This is a genomic window from Propionivibrio soli (assembly GCF_025770765.1).
Taxonomy (GTDB): domain Bacteria; phylum Pseudomonadota; class Gammaproteobacteria; order Burkholderiales; family Rhodocyclaceae; genus Propionivibrio; species Propionivibrio soli.
Window position 1 is genome coordinate 79,241 of record NZ_JANZKY010000015.1, and the last position, 22,459, is coordinate 101,699.

The following is a 22,459-nucleotide window of genomic DNA, read 5'->3' on the forward strand; positions in this document are numbered from 1 at the left end:
GGAGGCAACATGAAATACGTCGATGAATTCCGTAATCCCGAGCAGGCCAAGGCGCTCTCACAGGAGATTCGTGCGCTGGCCTCCCGCATCGGAAGAACGCGCGAACGGCCATTGCAGATCATGGAAGTGTGCGGCGGACACACGCATTCGATTTTCCGGTACGGCATCACGCAATTCTTACCTGAAGAGATTGAGTTCGTGCACGGCCCCGGCTGCCCGGTTTGCGTGTTGCCGATGGGTCGGGTGGACGACTGCGTGGCACTCGCCGAGCTGCCGAATGTGATCTTCACGACTTTCGGCGACGCGATGCGCGTGCCTGGATCGAAGAAAAGCTTGCTCAAGGCAAAGGCCGGCGGAGCCGACGTACGCATGGTTTACTCGCCGCTCGACGCGCTGCAAATCGCCCGGCAGAACCCGTACCGCGAAGTCGTGTTCTTTGGCCTCGGCTTCGAGACCACGATGCCGAGCACGGCCATGACGGTGTTGCAGGCGAAGGCGGAAGGTATCCCTAATTTCTCGTTGTTCTGCAATCACATCACGATCATCCCGACGCTGCGCGCGATCCTTGATGCGCCTGACCTGAACCTGGACGGGTTTCTGGGGCCGGGCCACGTCAGCATGGTGATCGGCACACGCCCGTACGAGTTCATCGCGAGCGATTTTTCAAAGCCGATCGTGATTTCCGGGTTCGAACCCCTCGACGTGCTGCAGTCGGTGTGGATGGTTCTCAAGCAGATCGCTGAGGGACGCGCGGAGGTCGAGAACCAGTATGGTCGTATCGTGCCGCGCGACGGTAATCCGCTGGCGCAGAAGGCGGTGCATGAAGTGTTCGAGGTACGCGAGTTCTTCGAATGGCGGGGCCTCGGATCGATCGATTATTCGGGGGTGAGGTTACGCGACGCTTACGCCGCGTATGACGCCGAGCGCAAGTTCAAACTGCCCAACCTGCGGGTGGCCGATCCAAAATCCTGCCAGTGCGGCGATGTGCTCAAAGGACTGATCAAGCCGGCGCAGTGCCGAGTTTTCGGCACGCAGTGCTCGCCGGAGACACCGCTGGGAGCACTCATGGTTTCGACAGAGGGGGCGTGCGCTGCGTACTACCGGTATGGGCGCATCGATACCAGCGGGCTTGCCAAACGTCCCCAGAGCAACGTCACGGAGATTGCCGCATGAACAGCTTAGAGAAAACGCTGGCGCCGGCCAGCACCGGGCGCCCCCGCCGGTCGCTGCGCGATTCGCACATCAACCTATCGCATGGCAGCGGCGGCAAGGCCATGCGCGATCTCATCGAGGATGTCTTCGTCGGTGCCTTCGAGAACCCTATTCTTGCGGCGATGGAGGATCAGGCGGTCTTCCCGCTTGCCGATTTCGCACGCCTTGGCAACCGTTTGGCATTTACTACGGATACTTTCGTTGTCGATCCGCTCTTTTTCCCGGGGGGCGACATCGGCACGCTGGCCGTTGCCGGTACCGTGAACGATCTCGCGATGAGCGGCGCCGTGCCGTTGTTCCTGTCGTGCGGCATGGTGATCGAGGAAGGATTGCCGACCGAGGTGCTGCGGCGTGCGGTCGCCAGCATGAAGGCGACCGCGCTTGAGGCCTGTGTCACGGTGGTTACCGGCGATACCAAAGTGGTGGGCCGCGGGGCGGCCGACAAGCTGTTCATCAACACGGCGGGCATCGGGGTCGTTCCGGAAGGGGTAAACATTTCGGCCCGGCGCGCCCGGCCGGGAGACGTGGTGATCGTGAACGGCTACCTGGGCGACCATGGAACGGCGATTCTCATCGCGCGCAACGAATTGGGCGTCGAATGCGGCGTGCGCAGCGATTGCCAACCGCTCGGGACGCTCGTCGCTTCGATGGTGGCCGCGTGTCCCGATATCCACTGCCTGCGCGATGCCACGCGGGGAGGGCTGGCGACCGTGCTCAACGAGTTCGCCGAAAGCTCGAATGTTGGGATCCGCATCCGCGAATCGTCGCTGCCCATTCGCGAGGAAGTGAAAGGCGCGTGCGAAATCCTCGGCCTCGATCCGCTCTACCTCGCCAACGAGGGCAAGCTTGTGGCCATCGTGCCGGCCGACCGGGCGGAGTCTGTCCTCGCCGCCATGCGGAGCCAGCCGGCCGGGAAGCACTCGGCAATCATCGGCGAAGTGACGGAAGCCCGATCCGCCGGCGTGATCCTGCATACGACATTTGGTGGTGACCGCGTGGTCGATATGCTGGTGGGCGAACAACTGCCACGGATTTGCTGAGCAGTTGGAGCGGCGTGCTTCCGCACGCTCGTGTGTCCGAAAACGAAGTTGACGTTATTGCTTCTCGGTTGCGGCAAGAACCTTCATCTCAGGCAGTGCACAAGGTCGGCGCTTGATTGAGCAAAGGTGACGGAGCCGTGGCCCAGACAGCTCCGTCCGGCGTGTCATCTCGTCTTCTTCTTTCCGCTTGCCGGGGCGGAGCCGGCTTCCGGGCTAGACAGGGCGCTGTCCGCTGTCGTCTCGGCCATCATGCCCAGGTCCGCACCGGTCACCGGATTGGTGCTCGGGTCCGAGAGCGTACGGTCGGCCATCTGTTTCAGCGGCTTTGATTCCTCTTTTTTGAGGATCACGCTCGCGCTTCCATCCTCTCCATCGGCCGCCGCCTGTTCGTCACGCTCCGATACGTAACTGAAGTTCTCATCGCTGTTCCAGGGACCGCGCGTATCGCCTTCGCCTTGCGACATGTTGAAGTACACGCTGGAGAAGGCTGGAACGCCCGGCAGCTTGCCCGGTGGAAAGTTACCGGCGATGGCGTACAACGCCTTTTCGAACGATTTTTGGTGCGCGATCTCGCGTGTCATCAGAAAACCCAGCGCTTCCTTGACGCCCGGGTCATCGGTCAGATTGATCAAGCGCTCATAGACGATTTTCGCACGCGCTTCCGCCGCGATATTGGAGCGCAGGTCGGCGGTCGGTTCGCCGATCGTGTCGATATAGGCAGCGGTCCATGGGACACCGGCAGAGTTCACGAGCGCCGGTCCGCCTCCGTAAAGTACTTGCGTCACGTGCGAATCGTTACCGGCGCCCGAAATCTGGCGATACATCTCGGCCTCTGTCAGATTGCCTTCCGCCAGCACGCCTTTGGCACCCTTGTTGAGCATGCCGACGATCGTGCCGATCACTTCCAGATGGCTGAGTTCTTCGGTAGCGATGTCCATCAGCATGTCCTTGCGGCCCGGATCGTCCTCGCCGAGCGCCTGCGTGAAGTAGCGGCACGCGGCAGCGAGTTCGCCTTGCGGCCCGCCGAATTGCTCCAGCATGAGGTTCGCGAGGCCCGGGTTGGTCTGGCTGACACGAACGGTGTATTGAAGGCGTTTGTTATGGGCAAACATGAATGTCCTTTCAGTGGGTGATGGCACGACGGCGCCAGTCCGCTGAATTGAGCAAGCCGTATGCCTTGTTCAAACAGTGGGCTGAGGTGTTGTCAAGGTCGGGAGGGTGAAGGACTTACGGTGGCGGGCTTACGGCGCCGGGGCGGTGCCCGGGAGGAAGATGCGCACGGTTGCCGTTCAGGAGCGGCAGCGAATACACATCGAGCTTCTGGTGAGCGCTAAGTCGGAAATGCCGCGGAGATCGATGAAGCGGGGCTCGTCAGTCGTTCTGCTCATCATCGGCGCGCTGATTGCGTGGCAGGTGCACCCGGAAGACCGTTTCCCCATCGTCCGAGCGGGCTTCGATGTTGCCGCCATGTGCCTTGGTGATCTCGCGAGCGATATAGAGCCCCAGGCCGAGGCTGCTGTGATCATTCTCATCCCGCACGCCGCGTCTCAGCGGCTCAAAAAGACTATCGAGCATTACTGGGTCGATCGTATCGCCCGTATTCCAGACCTCGATACGCACCTGATCGGCCTCTCCGATCACGACGACCTGCACTGGGGCGCCGGATTTCCCATACTTGACGGCGTTGACGACGAGATTGTTCAGCGACTGACGCAGGCGCCGCCCATCCCAGTGCCCCTGCACATCGCCGGCTATGCGCAGCTCGATCGGATGATCGGGGTAAGCGGAACGGATTTCGGTCAGCTCCTCAGCACATAGGCCGGCGAGGTCCACCAGGGCTTGCGTCACGGGAATGCCCAAGCCGAGTTGCGTCCGGTTGAAGTCGAGTAGGTCATCGAGCAGCGCGTGCATGCGCGCACCGCTGCTGATGAGGCGCTGGGCGGCCGCGGAGACCTTCTCGCCGGCATTGAGCGCGGCCAGATAGGTGGCCGTCATCTGAATGCTCTGCAACGGACTGCGCAGGTCGTGCCCCAGCATGCCGAGAAACAGATTACGTGACTGTTCGACCTGTGCCGTGAAGTAGTCGAGCGATTCGGCGAGCGCCTGGTCGATGGCCTCATTGAACCGAATCACGTCGTCGAGATGGGGTGGATTGGCCCCGCAGTCGTCTATCCACAACTGAAGCACGCTAGCTCGCAGCGCTCGATACTCCGCCGCGAGCTGCCGGACGTCGAAGCCGCTGTGCGCTCTTAGCAGGGCATGTGTTTGCGCCGCTGTTTCGGGCGCATTTTCGATCTTTGGCGCGAGGCCTTTTGATTTCTGGGCTTGTTCCTCGCGGGTTTGCGGTTTTCCCAGATCCTTGGCGATGGCTTGGAGAATCTCCTCGGCATGGTCACGCAGCGCGAGCACTTCCATCTTCGCTGCCGCAGGCAACTGCGTGCGAGCAAAGGCTTCCCATTGCGCCACGATCCTCTCCATGTCGCGCAAGATGAAATCGGCGAGTCGCATGGCCATTCCGGGCTCCTCCGTCTTGTCCGTCTATTCGGATTATTTGATAACAGATTACGAGGGTCTTTGAGTTTTCTTGCTCTGCAGGAGTTCAGGTCACCGGTCGTCGCGAGAGAGGAGGTGGTTATCTCTGGCAGCAGGAAGGGGGCGTCCCAGATTCTGCGGCGGATGATTTTTGCACCTGGTTTTCACAGAGGCGATCACCTCGCTGGGCTAGTCCGGATACCTTTGTTTGCGTAGCGCATAGCGGCAGTCGGGCCCACGCACGGTGGATACGCCTACGGGGCGGAATGATCACGCCGTACAGGCCCCTTTTGATGCGAGCGCTAATGGAGCCAAAGACTGCCGGAATGGCGGCCGGATGCCAGCCAGCCGGCGACATCCCAGCCGTCTTCTTCAAAGAAGTCAAACCGGTCCCACTCGTCGCTTTCCGAATAGAACTCGAACACTTCACGACCAGCTAGCCGGGCGGCGGCGAGAACAACAGCCTTGCAGCCTTCCTCCTCATCGACAAGATGAGCGTACTCGCGACGCAAATACTCGCCGTCCGGCGAGAGGAAGACGGCGACGACGCGGCGCCCGAACTCCAACTGTGCTTCCAGATGCGGTAACACGGTCTCAAACTCCGCCGCATAGCAGTCGAAGGCAGAGCTCAGGTAGCGGTGCCTAGCTTTTTCGAAATCGAAACGTGCGCGCACGGGCATTCTCTTCTCCTTTGTTGGTGTCCCGAACGATGATGAGCAAAGTTCGCGCCTACAGAGCCTGGTTTTCCGATCGTTCGGTGCGAGTCGTTCAACGACGTGTTGAAGGGAATACCGCATAATTCGTCCGGTGACTCATTAGCGAGCTTTGGACATGAAGAGTGTGGCCCCGGTCGTGCGCAGCCTGCTGGAGAACGACCTTTACAAGTTCACGATGTGGCAGGCACTCCTGCACAGCAATCCCGGGGCGTCGGCTGAATATCGCTTCGTTTGCCGCAATACGCCGGCGTACCCGCTCGCGGAACTGAAAGACGAGGTTGAGCGCGAACTTGGCCGGCTATGCAGCCTGCACTTTACGCAGGACGAACTTGATTACCTCTCCAGCCTGCGTTTCATCAAAAGCGACTTCGTCGATTTTCTCTCGGTGTTTCGTTTCCAAGAGCGATTCGTCGAGGTGCGGACGGTTGGCGAAACCCTCGAAATCATCGCGCGCGGCCCCTTGGTGCATGTGATGGGCTTTGAGGTCTTCATTCTCTATATCGTCAATGAACTGTACTTCAGGCGATTACCGACCGAAGGCGTGCTTGATGCCGCGCGCGAACGCCTTGAAGCGAAGATCGCGGGCCTGCTGGCGGGCATTGCGGAGCTGCCGATCGCCGAAGGTTTTCATTTCACGCTCTTCGATTTCGGGCTGCGCCGTCGCTACTCGGGCACCTGGCATGAGGAGATGGTGAGCCGGTTTGCCGAAGCGGCGCCGGACCACTTTCGAGGCACATCCAACGTCTACCTGGCAAAAAAGCTTGGCCTCACGCCGATCGGCACGATGGCCCATGAATATCTCCAGGCCTACCAAGGGTTCGGTTTCCGGTTGCGGGATTTCCAGAAAGCCGCGCTGGAAGGATGGGTACAAGAATATCGGGGAGACCTCGGCGTAGCCCTGACCGACGTGGTCGGCATGGATGCTTTTCTGCGCGATTTCGACCTCTATTTCGCCAAGCTCTTCGACGGACTACGCCACGATTCGGGCGATCCGATCGAGTGGGGCGAGAAGGCGATCAGGCACTATCAAGCGCTGCGCATCGATCCGGCGACCAAGCGCCTGGTTTTCTCCGATGCGCTCGACATTCCGCGCGCGTTGACGCTGTACCGTCATTTCCGCGGGCGTATCCACACCAGTTTCGGCATCGGCACCAATCTCTCTAACGATACGCCGCACAAGGCGCTCAATATCGTCATGAAGATCACCGCGTGCGGCGGACAACCTGTCGCCAAGCTCTCCGATTCGCCGGGCAAGACGCTGTGCGAGGACGAGACGTTTCTCGCGTACCTTCGGCAAGTGTTCAATCATCCTCAACCGACTTGAGGCAAGGAACCTCTTGCCTCTCGACGGGGGGAACCTCCCCGCAGCGAAGTGCCGCTATGGGTTCGTTACAAGGTGCTTGTCAAAGAAGTCGACCATCGCGTGTCTCAGCGCGTCATGCACGGCGGCCCGGTCCACGCCTGGCGGATCGATGCACAGAGCGGGCGACGAGATTTCCATTGCGGCGTTGCATGGGGCAAGGAAAACGAAATGGCCCGCTTTCGGGATTTCCTCATATTTGGCCGGGACCGGTAGGTGGTCTCTGAGCCAGCGTGCGTTCTCGCCCACCGGAAGAATCGCATCGGCTTCGGATGCCCAGATCGCCACGGGGCGCGAAATGGACGATAACTCTTTGGCGCTGAAGTAGGCGGCGACCGGGTTCATGACAAACGCGGCTCGAACGCGTATATCGGGACGCGGAATCAAGGGCGGTGACGAGATGTTCACCTTCCCGCCGCCGGAGCACAGGACGCTTTGCGGGTTCCTTGCGCAGTAAGGCTTCAACTGCGAGAAATCCGGTTTCGCTCCGATCATCAGGAGCGCCGTGTAGCCCCCGGCGGAAAAACCCGCGACACCGATGCGGTCGGCGTCGATACGCGCTCCATAGGACGAATGCCCAAGCAGTGCATCGAGCAACGCGATCAATTGCAAGTTGCGCCCGACAAGGACGCGGTCGCTGCCCAATCCGGATTCATCGCGGAAGTTGTCGCCGGGATGCTCGATCGCCGCGACGAGATAGCCGTGTCGAGCGAGGAACGTCGCGATGTCGTGATGACCGAACAGGCTGCCGCTGCTGCCGTGCGAGAGCAGGAGCAGCGGGTGACGGCCCGGCTCGAGCGCTGCATCCTTCTTTGCCCTGATTTCAAGCGGCCCAACGTTCATGTCCTGCGCGGCGTCATGCGTCGGGAAGAAAACCGCGGCGCGCGCGGGTCGCCCGGACACCGGGTCATTGAACTCGAACAGGCGAACGCCTGCATTCAGCCCTTCTTGCGCTGCCCACGCCGGAAGATGCAGAGCCAACGCTAGGAGGAACGTCAGGAATCGCATCGTTGGTCCGGAACGTACAAGGTGGCTGTCACGGTTCAAGGACGCAGGCCGACCAGTGCCCGGGCGCAATTTCCCTCAGCGCCGGCCGTTCCGTGATGCATTCGGCCCTGGCAAAGGGACAACGCGGATGGAAGTGGCAGCCCTTGGGTGGATGGATCGGGGAGGGCGGCTCTCCTTGAACCGGTTGATACACGCGATGCCGTTGCGAAAGTGAAGGCAATTCGGCAATCAAGGCCCGCGTGTAGGGGTGATGTCGGCGTTCAAAGATGTCGGCTGCCGAAGCGACTTCGACAATTCGGCCGAGGTACATGACAACGACGCGGTCGCTGATATGGCGGACGACACCGAGGTCGTGGCTGATGAAGAGGTACGTCAGCCCGAGATCCGCGCGCAGTTGCATGAAGAGGTTGATAATCTGCGCCTGAATCGATACGTCGAGCGCGGCGACGGCCTCGTCGCAAACGATGAATTCGGGTTGCACGGCCAACGCCCGGGCGATACCCAAACGAGCGCGCTGCCCGCCGGAGAACTGGTGCGGGTAACGTTCGGCAAGGCTCGGATCGAGCCCGACTCGCCGCATCAATTGCGCGAGCCAGTCCTCGCGATCCTGGCGCTTGATCAGTCCATGCGCTAGGGGCGCTTCGCTGATCGCCGCTCCCACCCGCATTCTCGGATTGAGCGAAGCCGACGCATCCTGAAACACCATCTGCATCCGGATCTGAATCGCCTGCCTTTCGGAGGCGGGCAGCTCGTCTATGGCGAGCCGTTCGGTTTGCTTGCCGGGAGCACCTCCCGTCTCTTCGCCGTACCAGAAGCGCTGTCCGCTGGTCGGCGCGTACAAACCGACCGCCAGGCGCCCAAGCGTCGACTTGCCGCATCCGGACTCTCCGACGAGGCCGACGATCTCCCCACGGGCAATCGTCAGCGAAACGTCGTCGACCGCGTGCACAGTCTCCGTCGAGACGGCGGCGCCAAGCTTTTGCGCCACGCGCGCCGCCAGGTCCGGCGAGCGGACGAACAACTTGCTGATGTGCCGGAGCTCAACGAGCGGCGATGAGCGAGACGCGGAAGCGGGGGAGTCGGTCATATCCAGGTTCGGGCCTGCTCAGCGCTGAATAGTAGGCATAGGCGCAGGCACCGGACTATGCAACCAGCACCGCGTGCGGCGTGGCCCGGCGTCGCCTGCGATTTCTGTCTCGCCGAGGGGTACCGAGCATTGGGCGAAAGCCCGCGGACAACGATCGGCAAAGGCACAGCCTGTGGGCAGGCTTGCCAGCGAAGGCGTCGCACCGGGAATCGCGCGCAAGGGCTCGCCTCGCTCGTGCAAAGCGGGAATCGCGCCGAGCAATCCTTCGGTATAAGGGTGTAATGGAGCGGCAAGCACGGATTGAACGGGCCCGGATTCGACGATTCTGCCGGCGTACATCACCGCCACTTGATCGGCCAACCCGGCGATGACCGACAAATCGTGCGTAATCCAGATCAAGCTTGTCTGGCGCTCACGGCAAAGCCTCTGCACGAGGGCGAGGATCTGCCCCTGGATCGTCACATCCAGCGCCGTGGTCGGTTCATCGGCGATGACCAGATCCGGTCGGTTAAGCAGGGCAATCGCTATCGCCACGCGTTGCCGCATGCCGCCGGAGAACTGGTGCGGATAGGCACTGAGCCTTTCGGCTGGCGAGGGAATGCCAACGTCGGCGAGCGCCTCGATGGCTCGCGTGCGTGCCAGAGAGCGGCTGATGGATTGGTGGGCCTGCAGCGTTTCGACCATCTGCGTCTCGATCCGGAGCACCGGATTGAGCGTCATCATCGGGTCCTGGAAGATCATGGCGATGCGGTCGCCGCGCAGTTGACGCAGGCGCTCCGGGTCCATCGTCAGCAGGTTCTGCCCCTTGAACAATACGTTGCCCGCAACCACCTTTCCGGGCGGATCGACGAGACCGAGAATCGAAAAGCCGGTCATCGACTTTCCGGACCCCGATTCTCCGACCAGGCCGAGAATCTGGCCGGACTGCACTCGCAGGCTCACGTCGTCGACGGCGCGAACCACGCCTTTGGCGGTCGCGAAGTGCGTGCTCAAGTGGCTGACGTCCAGCACGGGCAAGGGCTCCGTCATTGCTTTTGCAACCGTGGGTTGAGCACGTCGCGCAAGCGATCGGCGACCAGGTTGATCGACACGATCAAGAGCACGAGCGCGATCCCGGGAAAGAAGCTGATCCAGTAGTCGCCGACCATGAGGTATTGAAAGCCCGTCGAAATCAGCAATCCCAGCGAGGGTTCTGTGATTGGCAGACCGATGCCGAGGAACGACAACGTGGCTTCAAGCGATATGGCGCTTGCCACTTGCAGTGCCGAAACCACGATCAGCGGCGGCAGACAGTTCGGCAGCAAATGCCGGAAGAGGATGCGCCAAGTGCTTAGCCCGAGCAGTCTGGCCGCGGCGATATAGTCCTTGTTGCGCTCGACGAGCGCGGCGCTGCGCGCGGTCCGCGCGTAGTAGGCCCACTGCACGGCGAAGAGTGCGGTGATGATCTTGCCTACGCCTTGACCCAGCACAGCCAGCAGCACGAGGGCGATCAGGATGGCGGGGAACGACAATTGGATATCGGCGATGCGCATCACAGCCGTATCGATCCAGCCGCCGAAATACCCGGCCAGCAGACCGAGGGAGAGTCCGAAAGCCAGTGCCAGCAAGGTACTGCTCAGGCCCACCGTCAAACTGATGCGCAGCCCGTAGAGGATCGCCGAGAACATGTCGCGCCCTTGATCGTCGCTGCCCAGCCAATAATGTTGAGGTCCGGTGGCCGTGTCGCTTCCGGCATGGGTCCCCGGGGGCAGACGGCCGTCGGCGATGTTCAGTTGCGCCAGGTCGTACGGGTTCTGGGGCGAGATCAGCGGGGCGGCGAGGGCGGCCACCACGAGCACGAGCAGTGCGAACAACGCCAGGCGGTCGGCGAAGTGCGGCGAATAGGCGTCGAGGAGTTTGCGCATCGTTCAGTCGGCGGCGGCGTTGAGGCGGATGCGCGGGTCGAGGAGCGAGTAGAGGATGTCGACGATGAGATTGATCACGACGAACATCGCGACGACGATCAACAGGTAGGCCACGACCACCGGCCGATCGAGCAGGCTGATCGACTCGATCAGCAGCTTGCCCATCCCAGGCCAGGCGAATATCGATTCGGTGACGACGGCAAAGGCAATCAGCGAGCCGAGTTCGAGGCCAAGCACCGTGACGATAGGAATCAGAATGTTCTTGAGAACGTGGACGCCGACGATGCGCGACGCCTTGAGCCCTTTGGCGCGCGCGAAACGCACATAGTCCTGCAGCATTGCTTCCTGTGTGCCGGCGCGAGTCAGTCGAATGACGAGCGAGATCTTGAAGAGCGCCAGATTCAACGCGGGCATCAGGATGTGTTTGAGCCCGTCCCATGTCAGGATCGAAACGGGCAGGCCAAACAGGTCAACCGTGCTTCCACGGCCATTCGACGGTAGCCAGCCGAGTTGGACCGAGAACACCATGATGAGCATTAGACCGACCCAGAACGTCGGCAACGAGAAGCCGAGGATCGAGAGCCCCATGATCGTTCGTCCGCTCGCGCTTTCAGGCCGCAGCCCGGCCCACAGTCCGAGCGGAATGCCGAGGACGATGGCGATCACGAGAGCGGCAAACGCCAGTTCCAGCGTGGCCGGCATCCGATGCAGGATCAACTGGGTGGCGGATGAGCCATGCACGAAGGAATTCCCGAAGTCGCCCGAGAATGCCTTCTGCAGAAAGATCAGGTATTGCGTCCACAGCGGCCGGTCCAGGCCCAACGCCGCCGTGGCGCGTTCGATCTCCGCGCTGTCCGCTTCGGGGTTGACGAGAATATCGATTGGGTTGCCGATGGCATACACGCCGACGAAAACGAGCACCGACATGACGAGCAGCGCCACGCCGCTCTGCATCACGCGGCGCAGCAGGAACACTAGCATGCGACGCTTTCGGCCTTTTCGCTGTTGTCTGGCGCTGCCGCTTCCTGGGGTTCCTGCTCCGGCGCATACCGGCGCACGATTTCGCCATTGAGAAAGGCGATCAGTTCTCCATGCTTGAACTTGGTCCAGTTTTCGTTACAGGTGAGCGGCTGGGTGGTGATCACCGTGATCAGGTCGTTCGGCTTGTTGTAATGGCTGAAATCGATGGAGAGATCGCAGTCGACCAGTTTCGCTGTGGAGAAGGGATAACCGCGTTGCACCCAGTGCAGATTTGTCGAGCAGTGGGCAAACATCGCGTCGCCGTTGGAGAGCAGGAAATTGAAGGTGCCGTGCCGAGCAATGTCGGCAACGATTTCCTGAATGCTCTCAAACAGAACCCCGAGCGGTGGCTCGCGGTAGGGGTGCTGTTCTCTCAGCCGTTGAAGAATCAAGCAGAACGCCGCTTCGCTATCGGTAAAGCCTACGGGGAGAAACTGACCGGTGAGTTCGGGGTAAAAGTCCTTGAGATCGCCGTTGTGAGCGAACACCCAGTATTTGCCCCAAAGTTCGCGCATGAAAGGATGGCAATTGGGCAGGCATATCTTGCCCTGGGTCGCCCGGCGCACGTGCGCGATGATGTTGGTCGACTTGATCGGGTAGTGCTTGATCAGCTGCGCCACCGGCGAGTCGATCGAAGCCTGGTAGTCGATGAAGACGCGGCACCCCGTGTCTTCGAAAAATGCGATTCCCCAGCCGTCGCGATGATGGTCAGTCAAGCCTCCTCGGGCCACGAATCCTTCGAATGAGAAAGTGATTGAAGCGGGGTGGTTGCTGTTCAGCGCGAGCAATTGACACATTTTCGGGTCGTTCTGTTTGAGCGCCTCGCCCCGTTTTGTCCTCCGGGGCGAGGTTCTACGCCGGTCTACGGCATTCCTTTCATTCTGGCTGGACAAACTGCGCCAGGGTCGCTTCGTCGGGCCGCGGCGTATAGCGGATTCCCTTGCGCGAGGCCCACGTAGCAACCTGATTATACAGAGGGATTATCGCGTGGTCGTTCTTGATTGCGATTTCCGCCGCATCCTGGAAGAGCTTTTCGCGTTTTTTGTCGTCGATCGTGCTCAAGGCTTCGACCAGCGTCGCGTCGAACTTGGGATTGCTGTAGCTGCTCCAGTTGCTCGCTCCGAGACCTTTGTCCTTGTCGGTCGTCGCCAGAACGCCGCGCAGCGGGCTTGACGGCTCACCGCCGCCGACCCCCCAGCCGAGCAGGCCGAAGCCAAGCTCCTTCTTGGCGGCCTTCGGAATATAGGTCGCCATCGGCTGCGTCTGTACCTTCGTCACGATGCCTCCGCGCGTCAGCATCTGGCCGATGGCCTGCAGGACCTGCTCGTCGTTGATGAAGCGGTCGTTGGGTCCGAAGATCGTGATCCCGAATCCATCCGGATATCCGGCTTCGGCGAGCAGCTTCTTGGCGCCGGCGATATCCAGTGCGTCGGGCTTGAGGTTCGGGTTGTGCCCGAACATTCCGGGAGGCGCCGGGTTGGCATTTGGCACCCCGAGTTTGTCGAGCACCTTCTCGGTCAGCGTGTTGCGGTCAATCAGCTTTGAGATCGCCTCACGAACGCGCGCATCCTTGAGCGGGTTCTTGTCGAGCGGCTTGCCGGCCTTGTCGGTCACGAACGGCGACGTGTCGCGATGGTCGGTATAAAGGAACATGTAACGATTCGACATTTTCTCGAAGACGTTCAAATCCTTGTTGCTCTTGAACTGCGAGACGAGGTTGGCTTGCACGTTTTCGATCAGTTGAACGTCGCTCGAAAGCAAGGCGGCCATACGGGCAGGATCGTTGGGCAGGAACTTCAGCGTAACGGACGACCATGCCGCCTTGTTGCCCCAATAGCCGTCGAAGCGCGCAAGCTGGAGATTCTCGCCCTTGCTGAACTTCACGAGCTTGAACGGCCCGGTGCCGCCTTCGACCTTGCCTTGATTGAAATCGTCGGTCGTCGCTTTCTCGGCGGCCTTGCGCGAGACGATGAATATGCGCGTCAGGTCGTTGGGGAGCAGCGGCGCCGGGGCGGCGGTCGTCAACTGGATTGTCAGCGGATCCACCACTTTTTTCGCCACGATCGACTTCGTGTAGGTGGTGAAAGAACTCGGGCTGTTGGCGATCGTCGCCGGGCGTTCAAGCGAGAAGATCACATCGTCCGCCGTGAAGTCGCTGCCGTCATGGAACTTCACGCCCTTGCGCAGCTTGAACTCCCACGTCGTGTCGTTCACGGTGCGCCACGAAACTGCGAGCGCCGGCGCGAGTTTGCCATCGGCGTCGATGGCCACGAGGGGCTCGTAGATATGGCTGCACAGCGCGCTTACCGCATCGTTATTGAAGAAGTGCGGATCGACCGCCACCGGGCTGCTGCTCAGCCCAATCTTCAATTCCTGCGCGGACGCGCCATGAGGAGCCGCCGCGAAGGCCAAGGCGAGAGAAACGAAGCAGGCGCGCAGAGTCGTCATGCGCGGCAGAATGGAAGAGCTCACGAATATTCTCCTTTTTCGAGGGGGAAAGCGGCAAGAGCCGAAACCGTGCGAATGTAGCAGCGAGGTTGCCAGGGAGAAACGAACATTTTTCCATATGGGTATTCCAAAATACACCATCGGAACCGGTGTTGCCCGTCGCGATATGCAAACCTGTACCCGTTGTCCGTGGGACGATTCAGCCTGGATAATTGCCGTGTGGTATCAGACTGGAAACGGCCTGAAACCCCTTCCGCACAACTAACTTAGCCTTTGACATCCACTCATGCCAACACCGCTTGAAGTACGCCTCATCGCTCGCAACGACTACGACCAGTGGCGCCCGCTCTGGGACGGCTATAACGCATTCTATGGCCGCGTTGCCGACACGGCGCTTCCCGAGCCCATCACCGCCACGACGTGGGAACGGTTCTTTGATCCCAACGAGCCCGTCTTCGCCCTGGTCGCCATAGCCGAAGGCCAGATCGTCGGCCTTACTCATTATCTGTTCCATCGCAGCACGACCAAGATCGAGCCTGTGTGCTACCTCCAGGATCTTTTTACCAGCCAGGAGCATCGGAGGGCCGGCATTGGGCGCGCACTCATCGAAGGCGTGTATGAGCAAGCACGGATGGCGGGTGCGAAGCGTGTCTATTGGCAGACCCATTTAACCAACATGGCGGGTCGGGCGCTTTACGACAAAGTTGCAAAGCATCTGGGTTTCATCGTCTATACCTGCGAGCCCGTATGAGGCGTCCCCCGGTCGGGTGGATGACCGAAACTCATCCTGTGACTGGCGCGGTTGGCTGCTGAACTCCAATCCGCCGGCGACGCCGGTTTGGGCGCGCGCGGTATTGTTGGGTAATTCTTGGGTTGGCCGGCGGCCTGATAGGCCTTATTGAACTCTTCCTCCGATGCGGCAGTCTGCTTGCTTCATTCCATGCCGATAACCGGCATTAATCCAAGGAACCTCATGAAGCCAAGTATTGTTCGCATGAATCCCTCGTCGCTCCCAGACGCCTCCGCCATGGGCTACTCGCAGATTTCCGTTGTTGAGCCGGGGCGTATGGCGTACATCTCGGGGCAGGTCGCTTGGCGTCCAGGCGGGGAACCTGTGCCAGAGGATTTGGTGGAGCAGATGAAAATCGCGACGGGGAACGCTAAGGCGACTTTGGAAGCGCTCGGTGCAACGCCGCACGATATCGTCATCGCCCGCTGTTTCATGACCGATTTGACGACGGAAAGGCTGAACTTGATTTTCCCGCCTTTACTGGCGTTCTTCGATGGTGCCCAGCCCAGCGTTACCGGCGTCGGCGTGGCCGCACTGGCCGCGCCGGACCTTCAGATCGAGTTGGAGCTGACGGTCCGCCTTCCCGATTAGCCAGCGTTGCCTGCGGCTCGACGTCTAGGCGTCGTCTCCACGTTCGTACGCGACGCGCATTCGACCGCATTCGAACCCATTACGGTGCTAGGCAGCAAACGCCGCCCCCGCTGCCTCGTTTGACGGCAAATCTTGCTTGCTCGGTGCTCTGCGTGGGTTGGTGTCTGCTCGTTTTTCGGATCGTGGAACCGCCTCGATTCTCCTGCCAAGACGAGCAGATCACGTCCTAAAGGGGCTATCCTTCTTCTGGCGCGCTCTACGTCGCTCCAATTGTTCGTTTGACGCGAGGGCGCAACCTAACGCAAGGAGAACGTAGACGACCCCCTGTGCTTGTATTTCAAAAACACCTTCGTATAATGAGGCAAACGTTTGCGCAATCGTTTGCCTGCGAGCGCATACCGTTTTGTAGCGGTTCGGGTATCCACACGGTGGTTTTGTTATCGCAAACACTAAAGGAGAGTCACATGAATAGCCGTCGTATAGCCGTCAAGACGTTAGCCACACTCGCCGTACTCGCAGCTTTCCCGTTCACGAATGCGCTGGCCGCCGACGCGAAGCCAAAAGTCGCCTTGGTAATGAAGTCGTTGGCGAACGAGTTCTTCCAGACCATGGAGCAAGGCGCGAAGGCCCACCAAAAGGCGCATGCCGCGGATTACAACCTGGTGGCCAACGGGATCAAGGATGAGACCGACACCGCCGCGCAGATCAAGATCATTCAGCAAATGATCGTCGAGAAGGTGGACGCGATCGTGCTGGCCCCGGCCGATTCCAAGGCGCTCGTGCCGGTGGTCAAGGAAGCCGTCGACAAGGGCGTGCTGGTGGTCAATATCGACAACAAGCTCGATGACGGCGCGCTGAAGGAAAAAGGCCTGGTGGTTCCCTTCGTCGGTCCTGACAATCGCAAGGGCGCCAAGCTGGTCGGCGACTATCTGGCGAAGCAGTTGAAGGCCGGAGACAAGGTCGGCATTCTTGAGGGAGTATCGACGACGTTCAACGCGCAGCAGCGTACGGCCGGTTTCCAGGATGCCATGAAGGAAGTCGGCGCCGTCGTGGTTGGCGTCCAGTCCGGCCAATGGGAAATGGAGAAGGGCAACAAGGTCGCCAGTGCGATGTTGCGTGAACACCCCGATATGAAGGCCCTGCTGTGCGGTAACGACAACATGGCGCTCGGCGCTGTGGCCGCGGTGAAGACGGCCGGCAAGACCGCGCAGGTGAAGGTCGTCGGCTACGACAACATCAACGCCGTCAAACCGCTGCTGAAGAGCGGCAAGATGCTCGCGACGGCCGACCAGTATGCCGCCAAGCAAGCGGTGTTCGGCATCGAAACCGCATTGAAGGCGCTCAAGGCGAAGACTCCGCAATCCGAGCTGCCTGGCGTAGTCGAGACCCAAGTCGACCTCGTTACCAAGTAATCCGAGGGGAGAGCGGTGCCCGGAACGCCTCCGGGCACCTGCTTTAAGCACGAGCGGAGTATCCAGATGACCCCACCGTTGCTGCATGGCGAAGGCCTCGGCAAAACCTATGTGACGCCCGTCCTGAGCGACGTTTCGTTCGACCTGCAGGCAGGCGAGGTATTGGCTTTGGCCGGCGAAAACGGGGCCGGCAAGAGCACTCTGACCAAGATCGTCGCCGGATTGATCCCCGCCACGGCGGGCCGCATGTCCCTCAACGGCCAGCCTTTCCAGCCCGCTTCGCGGCGCGAAGCGGAACACCTCGGCGTGCGCATGGTGCTGCAGGAACTCGGCTTGATTCCGACGCTCACGGTTGCCGAGAACCTGATGCTGGATCACTTGCCCCACAAGGCCGGCTTCATCGACAGAGATACGCTGAACGAAGCGGCAGAACGCCAGATGGCCAATATCGGCCTCGGCAACATCGACCCGCGCACGCTGGTTGGAGAACTCGGCGTCGGCTACCAGCAAATGGTGGAAATCGCCCGTAACCTCGTCGGCGATTGCCGGCTCCTGATCCTCGACGAACCGACAGCCGCGCTGACGAGCCGGGAGATCGAGCACCTGTTTTCGCAGATCGCCGTTCTCAAACAACGCGGCGTGGGCATTATCTACATCTCACATCGATTGGACGAATTGCAGGAAATCGCCGACCGGGTGATGGTCCTCCGCGATGGTCGCCATATCGGTACCCGTCCGATGCGCGAGGTAAACCAGGAGGACATCGTGCGCATGATGGTCGGGCGCGACGTCCATGAGGCGCTTGATCGGCCGCGCCGTCCGGCGGGCAAAACGGCCCTCGAAGTCCGTGGCCTGAGCCGCGGCAAGGTCGTGCAGGACGTGAGCTTTTCGCTCCAGTCCGGCGAAATCCTCGGCGTTGCCGGGCTTGTGGGTGCCGGTCGTACCGAGTTGTTGCGCCTGATCTACGGCGCCGACCGCCGCGATGCCGGCGAGATATTCTTGAATGGCCGCGAGACGCCGGCCCACATTTCTTCACCGATGTCGGCGGTACGACAAGGCATCGGCTTGGTGACCGAGGACCGCAAAACGCAGGGGTTGCTGCTGCCGCTGGCGATCCGTATCAACACGACGCTGGCCAACATCGCTTCAGTTTCTCGTCGCGGCTGGCTGCAGGCCGACGAGGAAAGATCACAGGTCGGCCGCTTGAGCAGCCTCCTTGGCGTACGCAGCCAGTCGATCGAACAACCGGTCGGCGAACTCTCCGGCGGCAACCAGCAGAAGGTCGTCTTTGGGCGCTGGCTGCACCGCGACTGCGCGGTTCTCCTGCTCGACGAACCAACGCGCGGCGTCGACATCGGCGCGCGAGCCGACATCTATGCGCAGATGGATCAATTGGCCGAGATGGGCAAGGCGCTATTGATGGTGTCCAGCGATTTGCGCGAACTCATGTCGGTGTGCGACCGAATCGCCGTGATGAGCGCGGGCCGACTCGTGCGGATTTTCGAGCGAGGCGAATGGACGCAGCAGGACCTCCTCGAAGCGGCTTTCAGCGGCTATCTCACGGGCGAAAAATCTTCCGGAACAACGATTTCCACCACCGAAGCTGTTGGTGCGACTTGCCATTGAGGTTCGAATGAACAATAAGACAGGACAAATCACCGGTGCGGGGAGCAGCTCATTGCTGCGCGGTGCCTTCGGCAATTATGTGGGCCTGATCGCGGCGCTCGCCTTGATGGTGGTGCTGTTTGGGTCGCTGAGCGAATACTTCTTCTCGGCCGAGACCTTCGTCACCATCGCTAACGACATCCCGGCGATCGCCGTCACTGCCGTCGGCATGACCTTCGTGCTGATTATTGCCGGCATCGACCTTTCGGTCGGGTCGGTGATGGCGTTGACGGCCGCCGTCGCGGGAATTGCGATGGTGCAATGGGAATGGCCGCTTTATCTGGCCGTCGTCGTCGCGATGGTGGTCGGGACGGTGGCGGGGCTGTTGAATGGAGCGATCTCGGTCGGGTGGCGGATTCCGTCCTTCATCGTCACGCTCGGCATGCTCGAAGTGGCACGCGGTGCCGCCTACATCGCGACGGATTCGCGTACGCAGTACATCGGCGAAGCGGTGGAGTGGCTGAGTGCGCCGATGTTCGGCGGCGTATCGCCCGCGTTCTTGATTGCCATCGTGATCGTCATCGTTGCGCATCTTGTCCTGACGCGTTCGGTTTTCGGGCGTTACATGATTGGCATCGGCACCAACGAAGAAGCCATGCGGCTCGCCGGCGTCGACCCGCGGCCGATCAAGATCGCCGTTTATGCGATTCTCGGTGCGCTCGCCGGGCTTGCCGGCATCATGCAGTCCTCGCGCCTCGAGGCCGCGGACCCCAATGCGGGGATCGGCGCGGAGCTGGTCGTGATTGCCTCGGTGGTCATCGGCGGAACGAGCCTGATGGGTGGGCGCGGTTCGGTCATCAGCACCTTCTTCGGAGTTTTGGTAATCTCGGTGCTGGAGGCGGGACTGGCGCAAATAGGCGCTTCGGAGCCGACCAAACGAATCATAACGGGCTGCGTGATCATCGCCGCGGTAATCCTCGACATGTACCGCGAGCGGAGCCGGAGCAGGCGCACCTGAGTATTGAAATGTCGGGAAACATCGCGCTCAAGACGATACCGAAAGCAAACGAATGGCGAACATCAAGGACGTAGCGCTTCGCGCCGGGGTCTCGGTGACCACCGTGTCGCATGTGGTCAACGGCACGCGCTTCGTCAGTGAAGCCGCCCGCCAGAGTGTGGAGGAGGCGGTGCGGGAACTGGGCTACGTTCCGAGTGCCGTCGCGCGCAGTCTCAAGCACAACACCACGCGCACCTTCGGCATGGTGATCCCGAACAACTCCAACCCATACTTCGCAGAGATCATCCGAGGCGTCGAGGACCGCTGCTTCGCCGCCGGGTACAACATCATTCTGTGCAACTCCAACGACGACCCGAAGCGGCAGACGGCGTACGTGCGCGTGCTTGCCGAGAAGCGCGTTGACGGCCTAGTGTTCGTGGCGTCGGGCAGCGATGCCGTCGTGCGTGCCACCTTTAGCGACGTCAATATCCCGTTGGTGCTCCTCGACCGGGAGGTGGCGGGCCTACCGAACTGCGACCTTGTGGAGGTCAACCATACGGTCGGAGGGGAACTCGCCACACGGCATCTGCTCGACCTCGGGCATCCCCGAGTGGCCTGCATCAGCGGACCGCCGGGATTGTCGCCGAGCTCGCAGCGGCGCGCCGGGTGGAAGCAGGCACTGGAAGAAGCACGTGTCGAACGGAAGGAAACCGACTTGGCGCGCGGCGACTTCACGGCGCGTGGCGGCTACCTTGCCATGCAGGTTCTGCTCAAGCGCAAGCCGCGTCCCACAGCCGTCTTTGTGTGCAACGACTTGATGGCGTTTGGTGCATTGCTCGCGGCTCGGGAAGCCGGAATCTCCGTACCGGAGCAGCTCTCCATCGTTGGCTTCGATGACATCGAGCTCGCTGCGTTTTCTGCGCCGCCTTTGACCACCGTAGCCCAACCGAAACGGCAAATCGGCACGTCCGCCGCCGAACTCCTGCTCGACCGTCTCAATGCCAGCGGCAATGAGGGGCGGCGCATCATTCTCGACCCCGAGTTGAAGGTTCGGGAATCAACGGCCGCCTATCGACCCGCTAAAGCAAAATCATGAGCTCATTGGATTTCTCAAGCCGAAAAGGCAAACCGATCGTTGTCGTTGGCAGTCTCAATATGGACTTGGTGATGCGCACGCCGCGCGTCCCCGCCGGTGGAGAGACGCTGCACGGCCATGAGTTTTCCACCCTGCCGGGGGGGAAAGGAGCCAATCAGGCGGTTGCCTGTGCCCGCCTCGGCGCGCGCGTGAGCATGATAGGGCAGGTGGGCAACGATGGTTTCGGCACCACCCTGCGCGAAGGGCTCATAGCGGACGGCATCGACGTCACCGGTGTTCGGCAGACGACCGAAGTCGGCACGGGAGTCGCCATGATTCTCGTCGAGGACATCGGACAGAACCGCATCGTGCTGGCGGCGGGTGCCAACGGCGCTCTCACACCGCAGGCCATTGATTCCCATGCCGGGATGATCGAGGGTGCGGCCTTGCTGGTGCTGCAACTGGAAGTGCCGATGCCGGTCGTAGAGCACGCCATCGGTATGGCTCATGCGGCCGGTGTGCCGGTTTTGCTGAACCCCGGCCCGGCCGCGCCGTTGCCCGAAAACCTTTGGACTAAGATCGATTTCCTGGTGCCTAACGAATCGGAAGCTTCGCTCCTTTCGGGAATCGAAGTGGTGGACGTGCCCAGTGCGTTTGCCGCCGCGAGGGTATTGCGTCAACGCGGTGTGAAGTACGTGCTGATTACCTTGGGCGAGAACGGGGTAGTTGTTGTCTCCGACGCCGGTGAGAACCATCTGCCCGCCAACGTGGTCAAGGCCGTGGATACGACGGCAGCCGGCGATACCTTCATCGGCGGTTTATCTGCCGGGCTTATCGAAGGGATGGGATTGCTTGATGCCGTGGCACTTGGACAACGTGCAAGTGCCGTATGCGTCACGCGACGCGGAGCGCAGCCGTCGATTCCCTATCGCCGAGAACTGAAGCCGGCGGTCTGACGCCGGGTCACCGATTCAAGGTGTGTTGCTAAGCGGTTTTCGCGCCTGTATAGTGAGGCAAACGTTTGCGCAAACGATTGCTAACGGTTTTTAGTTATTGCGTTTGTTTTGTCCGGCTTGAGGAGTTGCGCCGCGAAAGGCGCGCCCGAACAGGGAGAGCCGCTGAGACGTTCCAATCAAGGAGGGAAGAATGCTGAAACACGTGCCGGCGTTCATGGATGCCGAATTGTTGTGGGTGCTTGCGGCGATGGGCCACGGCGACGAACTCGTTGTCGTGGATCGAAATTTCCCCGCGCAATCGGTCGCCATGGAAACGCAGTCCGGCAAGTTGATCACCCTGGGCGGCATGGATGCGCCGACGTCCATTGGCGGAATTCTCGAACTGATGCCGCTAGATAACTTCGTCGATGCCCCGCTCGCCTGGATGGACCCGGTTGACCAGCCCGGCGCCATCCTCCCCGTGCACGCCGATGTACTGGCTGCCTGCAACAAGGCGGAAGGGCGGGCGGTACAGCACACGGTGATCGAACGCCATCAGTTCTACGCCGCCGCGAAGAAATGCTTCGCCGTCGTGCAGAACAGCGAAAACCGACCCTACGGCTGCTTCATTCTCAAGAAGGGCGTCGTTTTCGACTAAGCGTGGTCGCCGGCAAGCGGTTTGGCCGCTGTACAGCGTTGCGCGCGTATCTCGCGCCGCGATAGCGGC

The 22,459-nt window shown here is 61.0% G+C and carries 21 protein-coding genes; 11 read left to right on the forward strand and 10 right to left on the reverse strand.

Annotated features, from left to right (window positions below; all coding sequences use genetic code 11):
- Positions 1-9 precede the first annotated feature (9 nt).
- Together hypD and hypE are read left to right on the forward strand one after the other, a co-directional pair.
- Complete coding sequence (hypD, locus tag NZ453_RS17400; protein WP_263772054.1) at positions 10-1,173, forward strand: hydrogenase formation protein HypD; 1,164 nt, start codon at positions 10-12, stop codon at positions 1,171-1,173.
- Positions 1,170-2,252 carry a hydrogenase expression/formation protein HypE gene (hypE, locus tag NZ453_RS17405; protein WP_263772055.1) on the forward strand — a complete coding sequence of 361 codons (1,083 nt, stop codon included), beginning with the start codon at positions 1,170-1,172 and terminating at the stop codon, positions 2,250-2,252. The genes hypD and hypE overlap by 4 nt, the downstream gene beginning before the upstream one ends.
- 164 nt (positions 2,253-2,416) lie before the next feature.
- Here hypE and NZ453_RS17410 read toward each other — a convergent pair whose 3' ends face one another.
- From NZ453_RS17410 to NZ453_RS17420, 3 genes are all read right to left on the reverse strand, one after another.
- The gene (locus NZ453_RS17410) at positions 2,417-3,364 is read right to left on the reverse strand and encodes a manganese catalase family protein (protein ID WP_263772056.1); all 948 of its coding nucleotides are present in this window, start codon (positions 3,362-3,364) and stop codon (positions 2,417-2,419) included.
- A 259-nt stretch (positions 3,365-3,623) separates the two neighbouring features.
- The gene (locus NZ453_RS17415; protein WP_263772057.1) at positions 3,624-4,766 is read right to left on the reverse strand and encodes a sensor histidine kinase; all 1,143 of its coding nucleotides are present in this window, start codon (positions 4,764-4,766) and stop codon (positions 3,624-3,626) included.
- A 320-nt stretch (positions 4,767-5,086) separates the two neighbouring features.
- The gene (locus tag NZ453_RS17420; RefSeq protein ID WP_263772058.1) at positions 5,087-5,464 is read right to left on the reverse strand and encodes a hypothetical protein; all 378 of its coding nucleotides are present in this window, start codon (positions 5,462-5,464) and stop codon (positions 5,087-5,089) included.
- A 151-nt stretch (positions 5,465-5,615) separates the two neighbouring features.
- Here NZ453_RS17420 and pncB point away from each other — a divergent pair, with 151 nt between their 5' ends.
- Positions 5,616-6,824 (forward strand): nicotinate phosphoribosyltransferase, encoded by a 1,209-nt coding sequence (pncB, locus tag NZ453_RS17425; RefSeq protein WP_263772060.1) that lies wholly within the window; start codon positions 5,616-5,618, stop codon positions 6,822-6,824.
- 54 nt (positions 6,825-6,878) lie between these two features.
- Here the strand turns inward: pncB and NZ453_RS17430 are convergent, their stop codons facing one another.
- The 7 genes from NZ453_RS17430 to NZ453_RS17460 all read right to left on the reverse strand — a co-directional run bounded on the left by NZ453_RS17430 (position 6,879) and on the right by NZ453_RS17460 (position 14,351).
- Entirely contained in the window at positions 6,879-7,868 is a 990-nt protein-coding gene (locus NZ453_RS17430; RefSeq protein ID WP_263772061.1) for an alpha/beta hydrolase family protein, read from the reverse strand.
- Positions 7,869-7,896: 28 nt separating this feature from the next.
- A complete protein-coding gene (locus tag NZ453_RS17435; RefSeq protein WP_263772063.1) occupies positions 7,897-8,955 on the reverse strand; it encodes an ABC transporter ATP-binding protein in 1,059 nt (352 codons plus the stop codon).
- 18 nt (positions 8,956-8,973) lie between these two features.
- Positions 8,974-9,984, reverse strand: coding sequence for an ABC transporter ATP-binding protein (locus NZ453_RS17440; RefSeq protein WP_263772064.1), 1,011 nt, complete (start codon positions 9,982-9,984; stop codon positions 8,974-8,976).
- Positions 9,981-10,859 carry an ABC transporter permease gene (locus tag NZ453_RS17445; RefSeq protein WP_263772065.1) on the reverse strand — a complete coding sequence of 293 codons (879 nt, stop codon included), beginning with the start codon at positions 10,857-10,859 and terminating at the stop codon, positions 9,981-9,983. Before NZ453_RS17445 ends, NZ453_RS17440 begins: the two co-directional genes overlap by 4 nt.
- Before the next feature lie 3 nt (positions 10,860-10,862).
- A complete protein-coding gene (locus NZ453_RS17450) occupies positions 10,863-11,840 on the reverse strand; it encodes an ABC transporter permease (RefSeq protein ID WP_263772066.1) in 978 nt (325 codons plus the stop codon).
- Complete coding sequence (locus NZ453_RS17455; RefSeq protein WP_263772067.1) at positions 11,834-12,676, reverse strand: class II glutamine amidotransferase; 843 nt, start codon at positions 12,674-12,676, stop codon at positions 11,834-11,836. The genes NZ453_RS17450 and NZ453_RS17455 overlap by 7 nt, the downstream gene beginning before the upstream one ends.
- A gap of 79 nt (positions 12,677-12,755) precedes the next feature.
- Positions 12,756-14,351 carry an ABC transporter substrate-binding protein gene (locus NZ453_RS17460; RefSeq protein WP_263772069.1) on the reverse strand — a complete coding sequence of 532 codons (1,596 nt, stop codon included), beginning with the start codon at positions 14,349-14,351 and terminating at the stop codon, positions 12,756-12,758.
- Between the two features lie 262 nt (positions 14,352-14,613).
- Between NZ453_RS17460 and NZ453_RS17465 the strand changes: the two genes are divergently transcribed.
- From NZ453_RS17465 to NZ453_RS17500, 8 genes are all read left to right on the forward strand, one after another.
- Positions 14,614-15,078, forward strand: coding sequence for a GNAT family N-acetyltransferase (locus NZ453_RS17465; RefSeq protein WP_263772070.1), 465 nt, complete (start codon positions 14,614-14,616; stop codon positions 15,076-15,078).
- Between the two features lie 222 nt (positions 15,079-15,300).
- Positions 15,301-15,708: a RidA family protein gene (locus tag NZ453_RS17470; RefSeq protein WP_263772071.1), complete on the forward strand. Its 408-nt coding sequence runs from the start codon at positions 15,301-15,303 to the stop codon at positions 15,706-15,708.
- A 464-nt stretch (positions 15,709-16,172) separates the two neighbouring features.
- Positions 16,173-17,120, forward strand: coding sequence for a sugar ABC transporter substrate-binding protein (locus tag NZ453_RS17475; RefSeq protein ID WP_263772072.1), 948 nt, complete (start codon positions 16,173-16,175; stop codon positions 17,118-17,120).
- Between the two features lie 66 nt (positions 17,121-17,186).
- Positions 17,187-18,746: a sugar ABC transporter ATP-binding protein gene (locus NZ453_RS17480; protein WP_263772073.1), complete on the forward strand. Its 1,560-nt coding sequence runs from the start codon at positions 17,187-17,189 to the stop codon at positions 18,744-18,746.
- A gap of 7 nt (positions 18,747-18,753) precedes the next feature.
- Positions 18,754-19,743 carry an ABC transporter permease gene (locus NZ453_RS17485; RefSeq protein ID WP_263772074.1) on the forward strand — a complete coding sequence of 330 codons (990 nt, stop codon included), beginning with the start codon at positions 18,754-18,756 and terminating at the stop codon, positions 19,741-19,743.
- 52 nt (positions 19,744-19,795) lie between these two features.
- Positions 19,796-20,818 (forward strand): LacI family DNA-binding transcriptional regulator, encoded by a 1,023-nt coding sequence (locus tag NZ453_RS17490; RefSeq protein ID WP_263772075.1) that lies wholly within the window; start codon positions 19,796-19,798, stop codon positions 20,816-20,818.
- Complete coding sequence (rbsK, locus tag NZ453_RS17495) at positions 20,815-21,753, forward strand: ribokinase (RefSeq protein ID WP_263772076.1); 939 nt, start codon at positions 20,815-20,817, stop codon at positions 21,751-21,753. The genes NZ453_RS17490 and rbsK overlap by 4 nt, the downstream gene beginning before the upstream one ends.
- A 190-nt stretch (positions 21,754-21,943) precedes the next feature.
- Positions 21,944-22,390 (forward strand): RbsD/FucU family protein, encoded by a 447-nt coding sequence (locus NZ453_RS17500; protein ID WP_263772077.1) that lies wholly within the window; start codon positions 21,944-21,946, stop codon positions 22,388-22,390.
- The last annotated feature ends 69 nt before the right edge of the window (positions 22,391-22,459 follow it).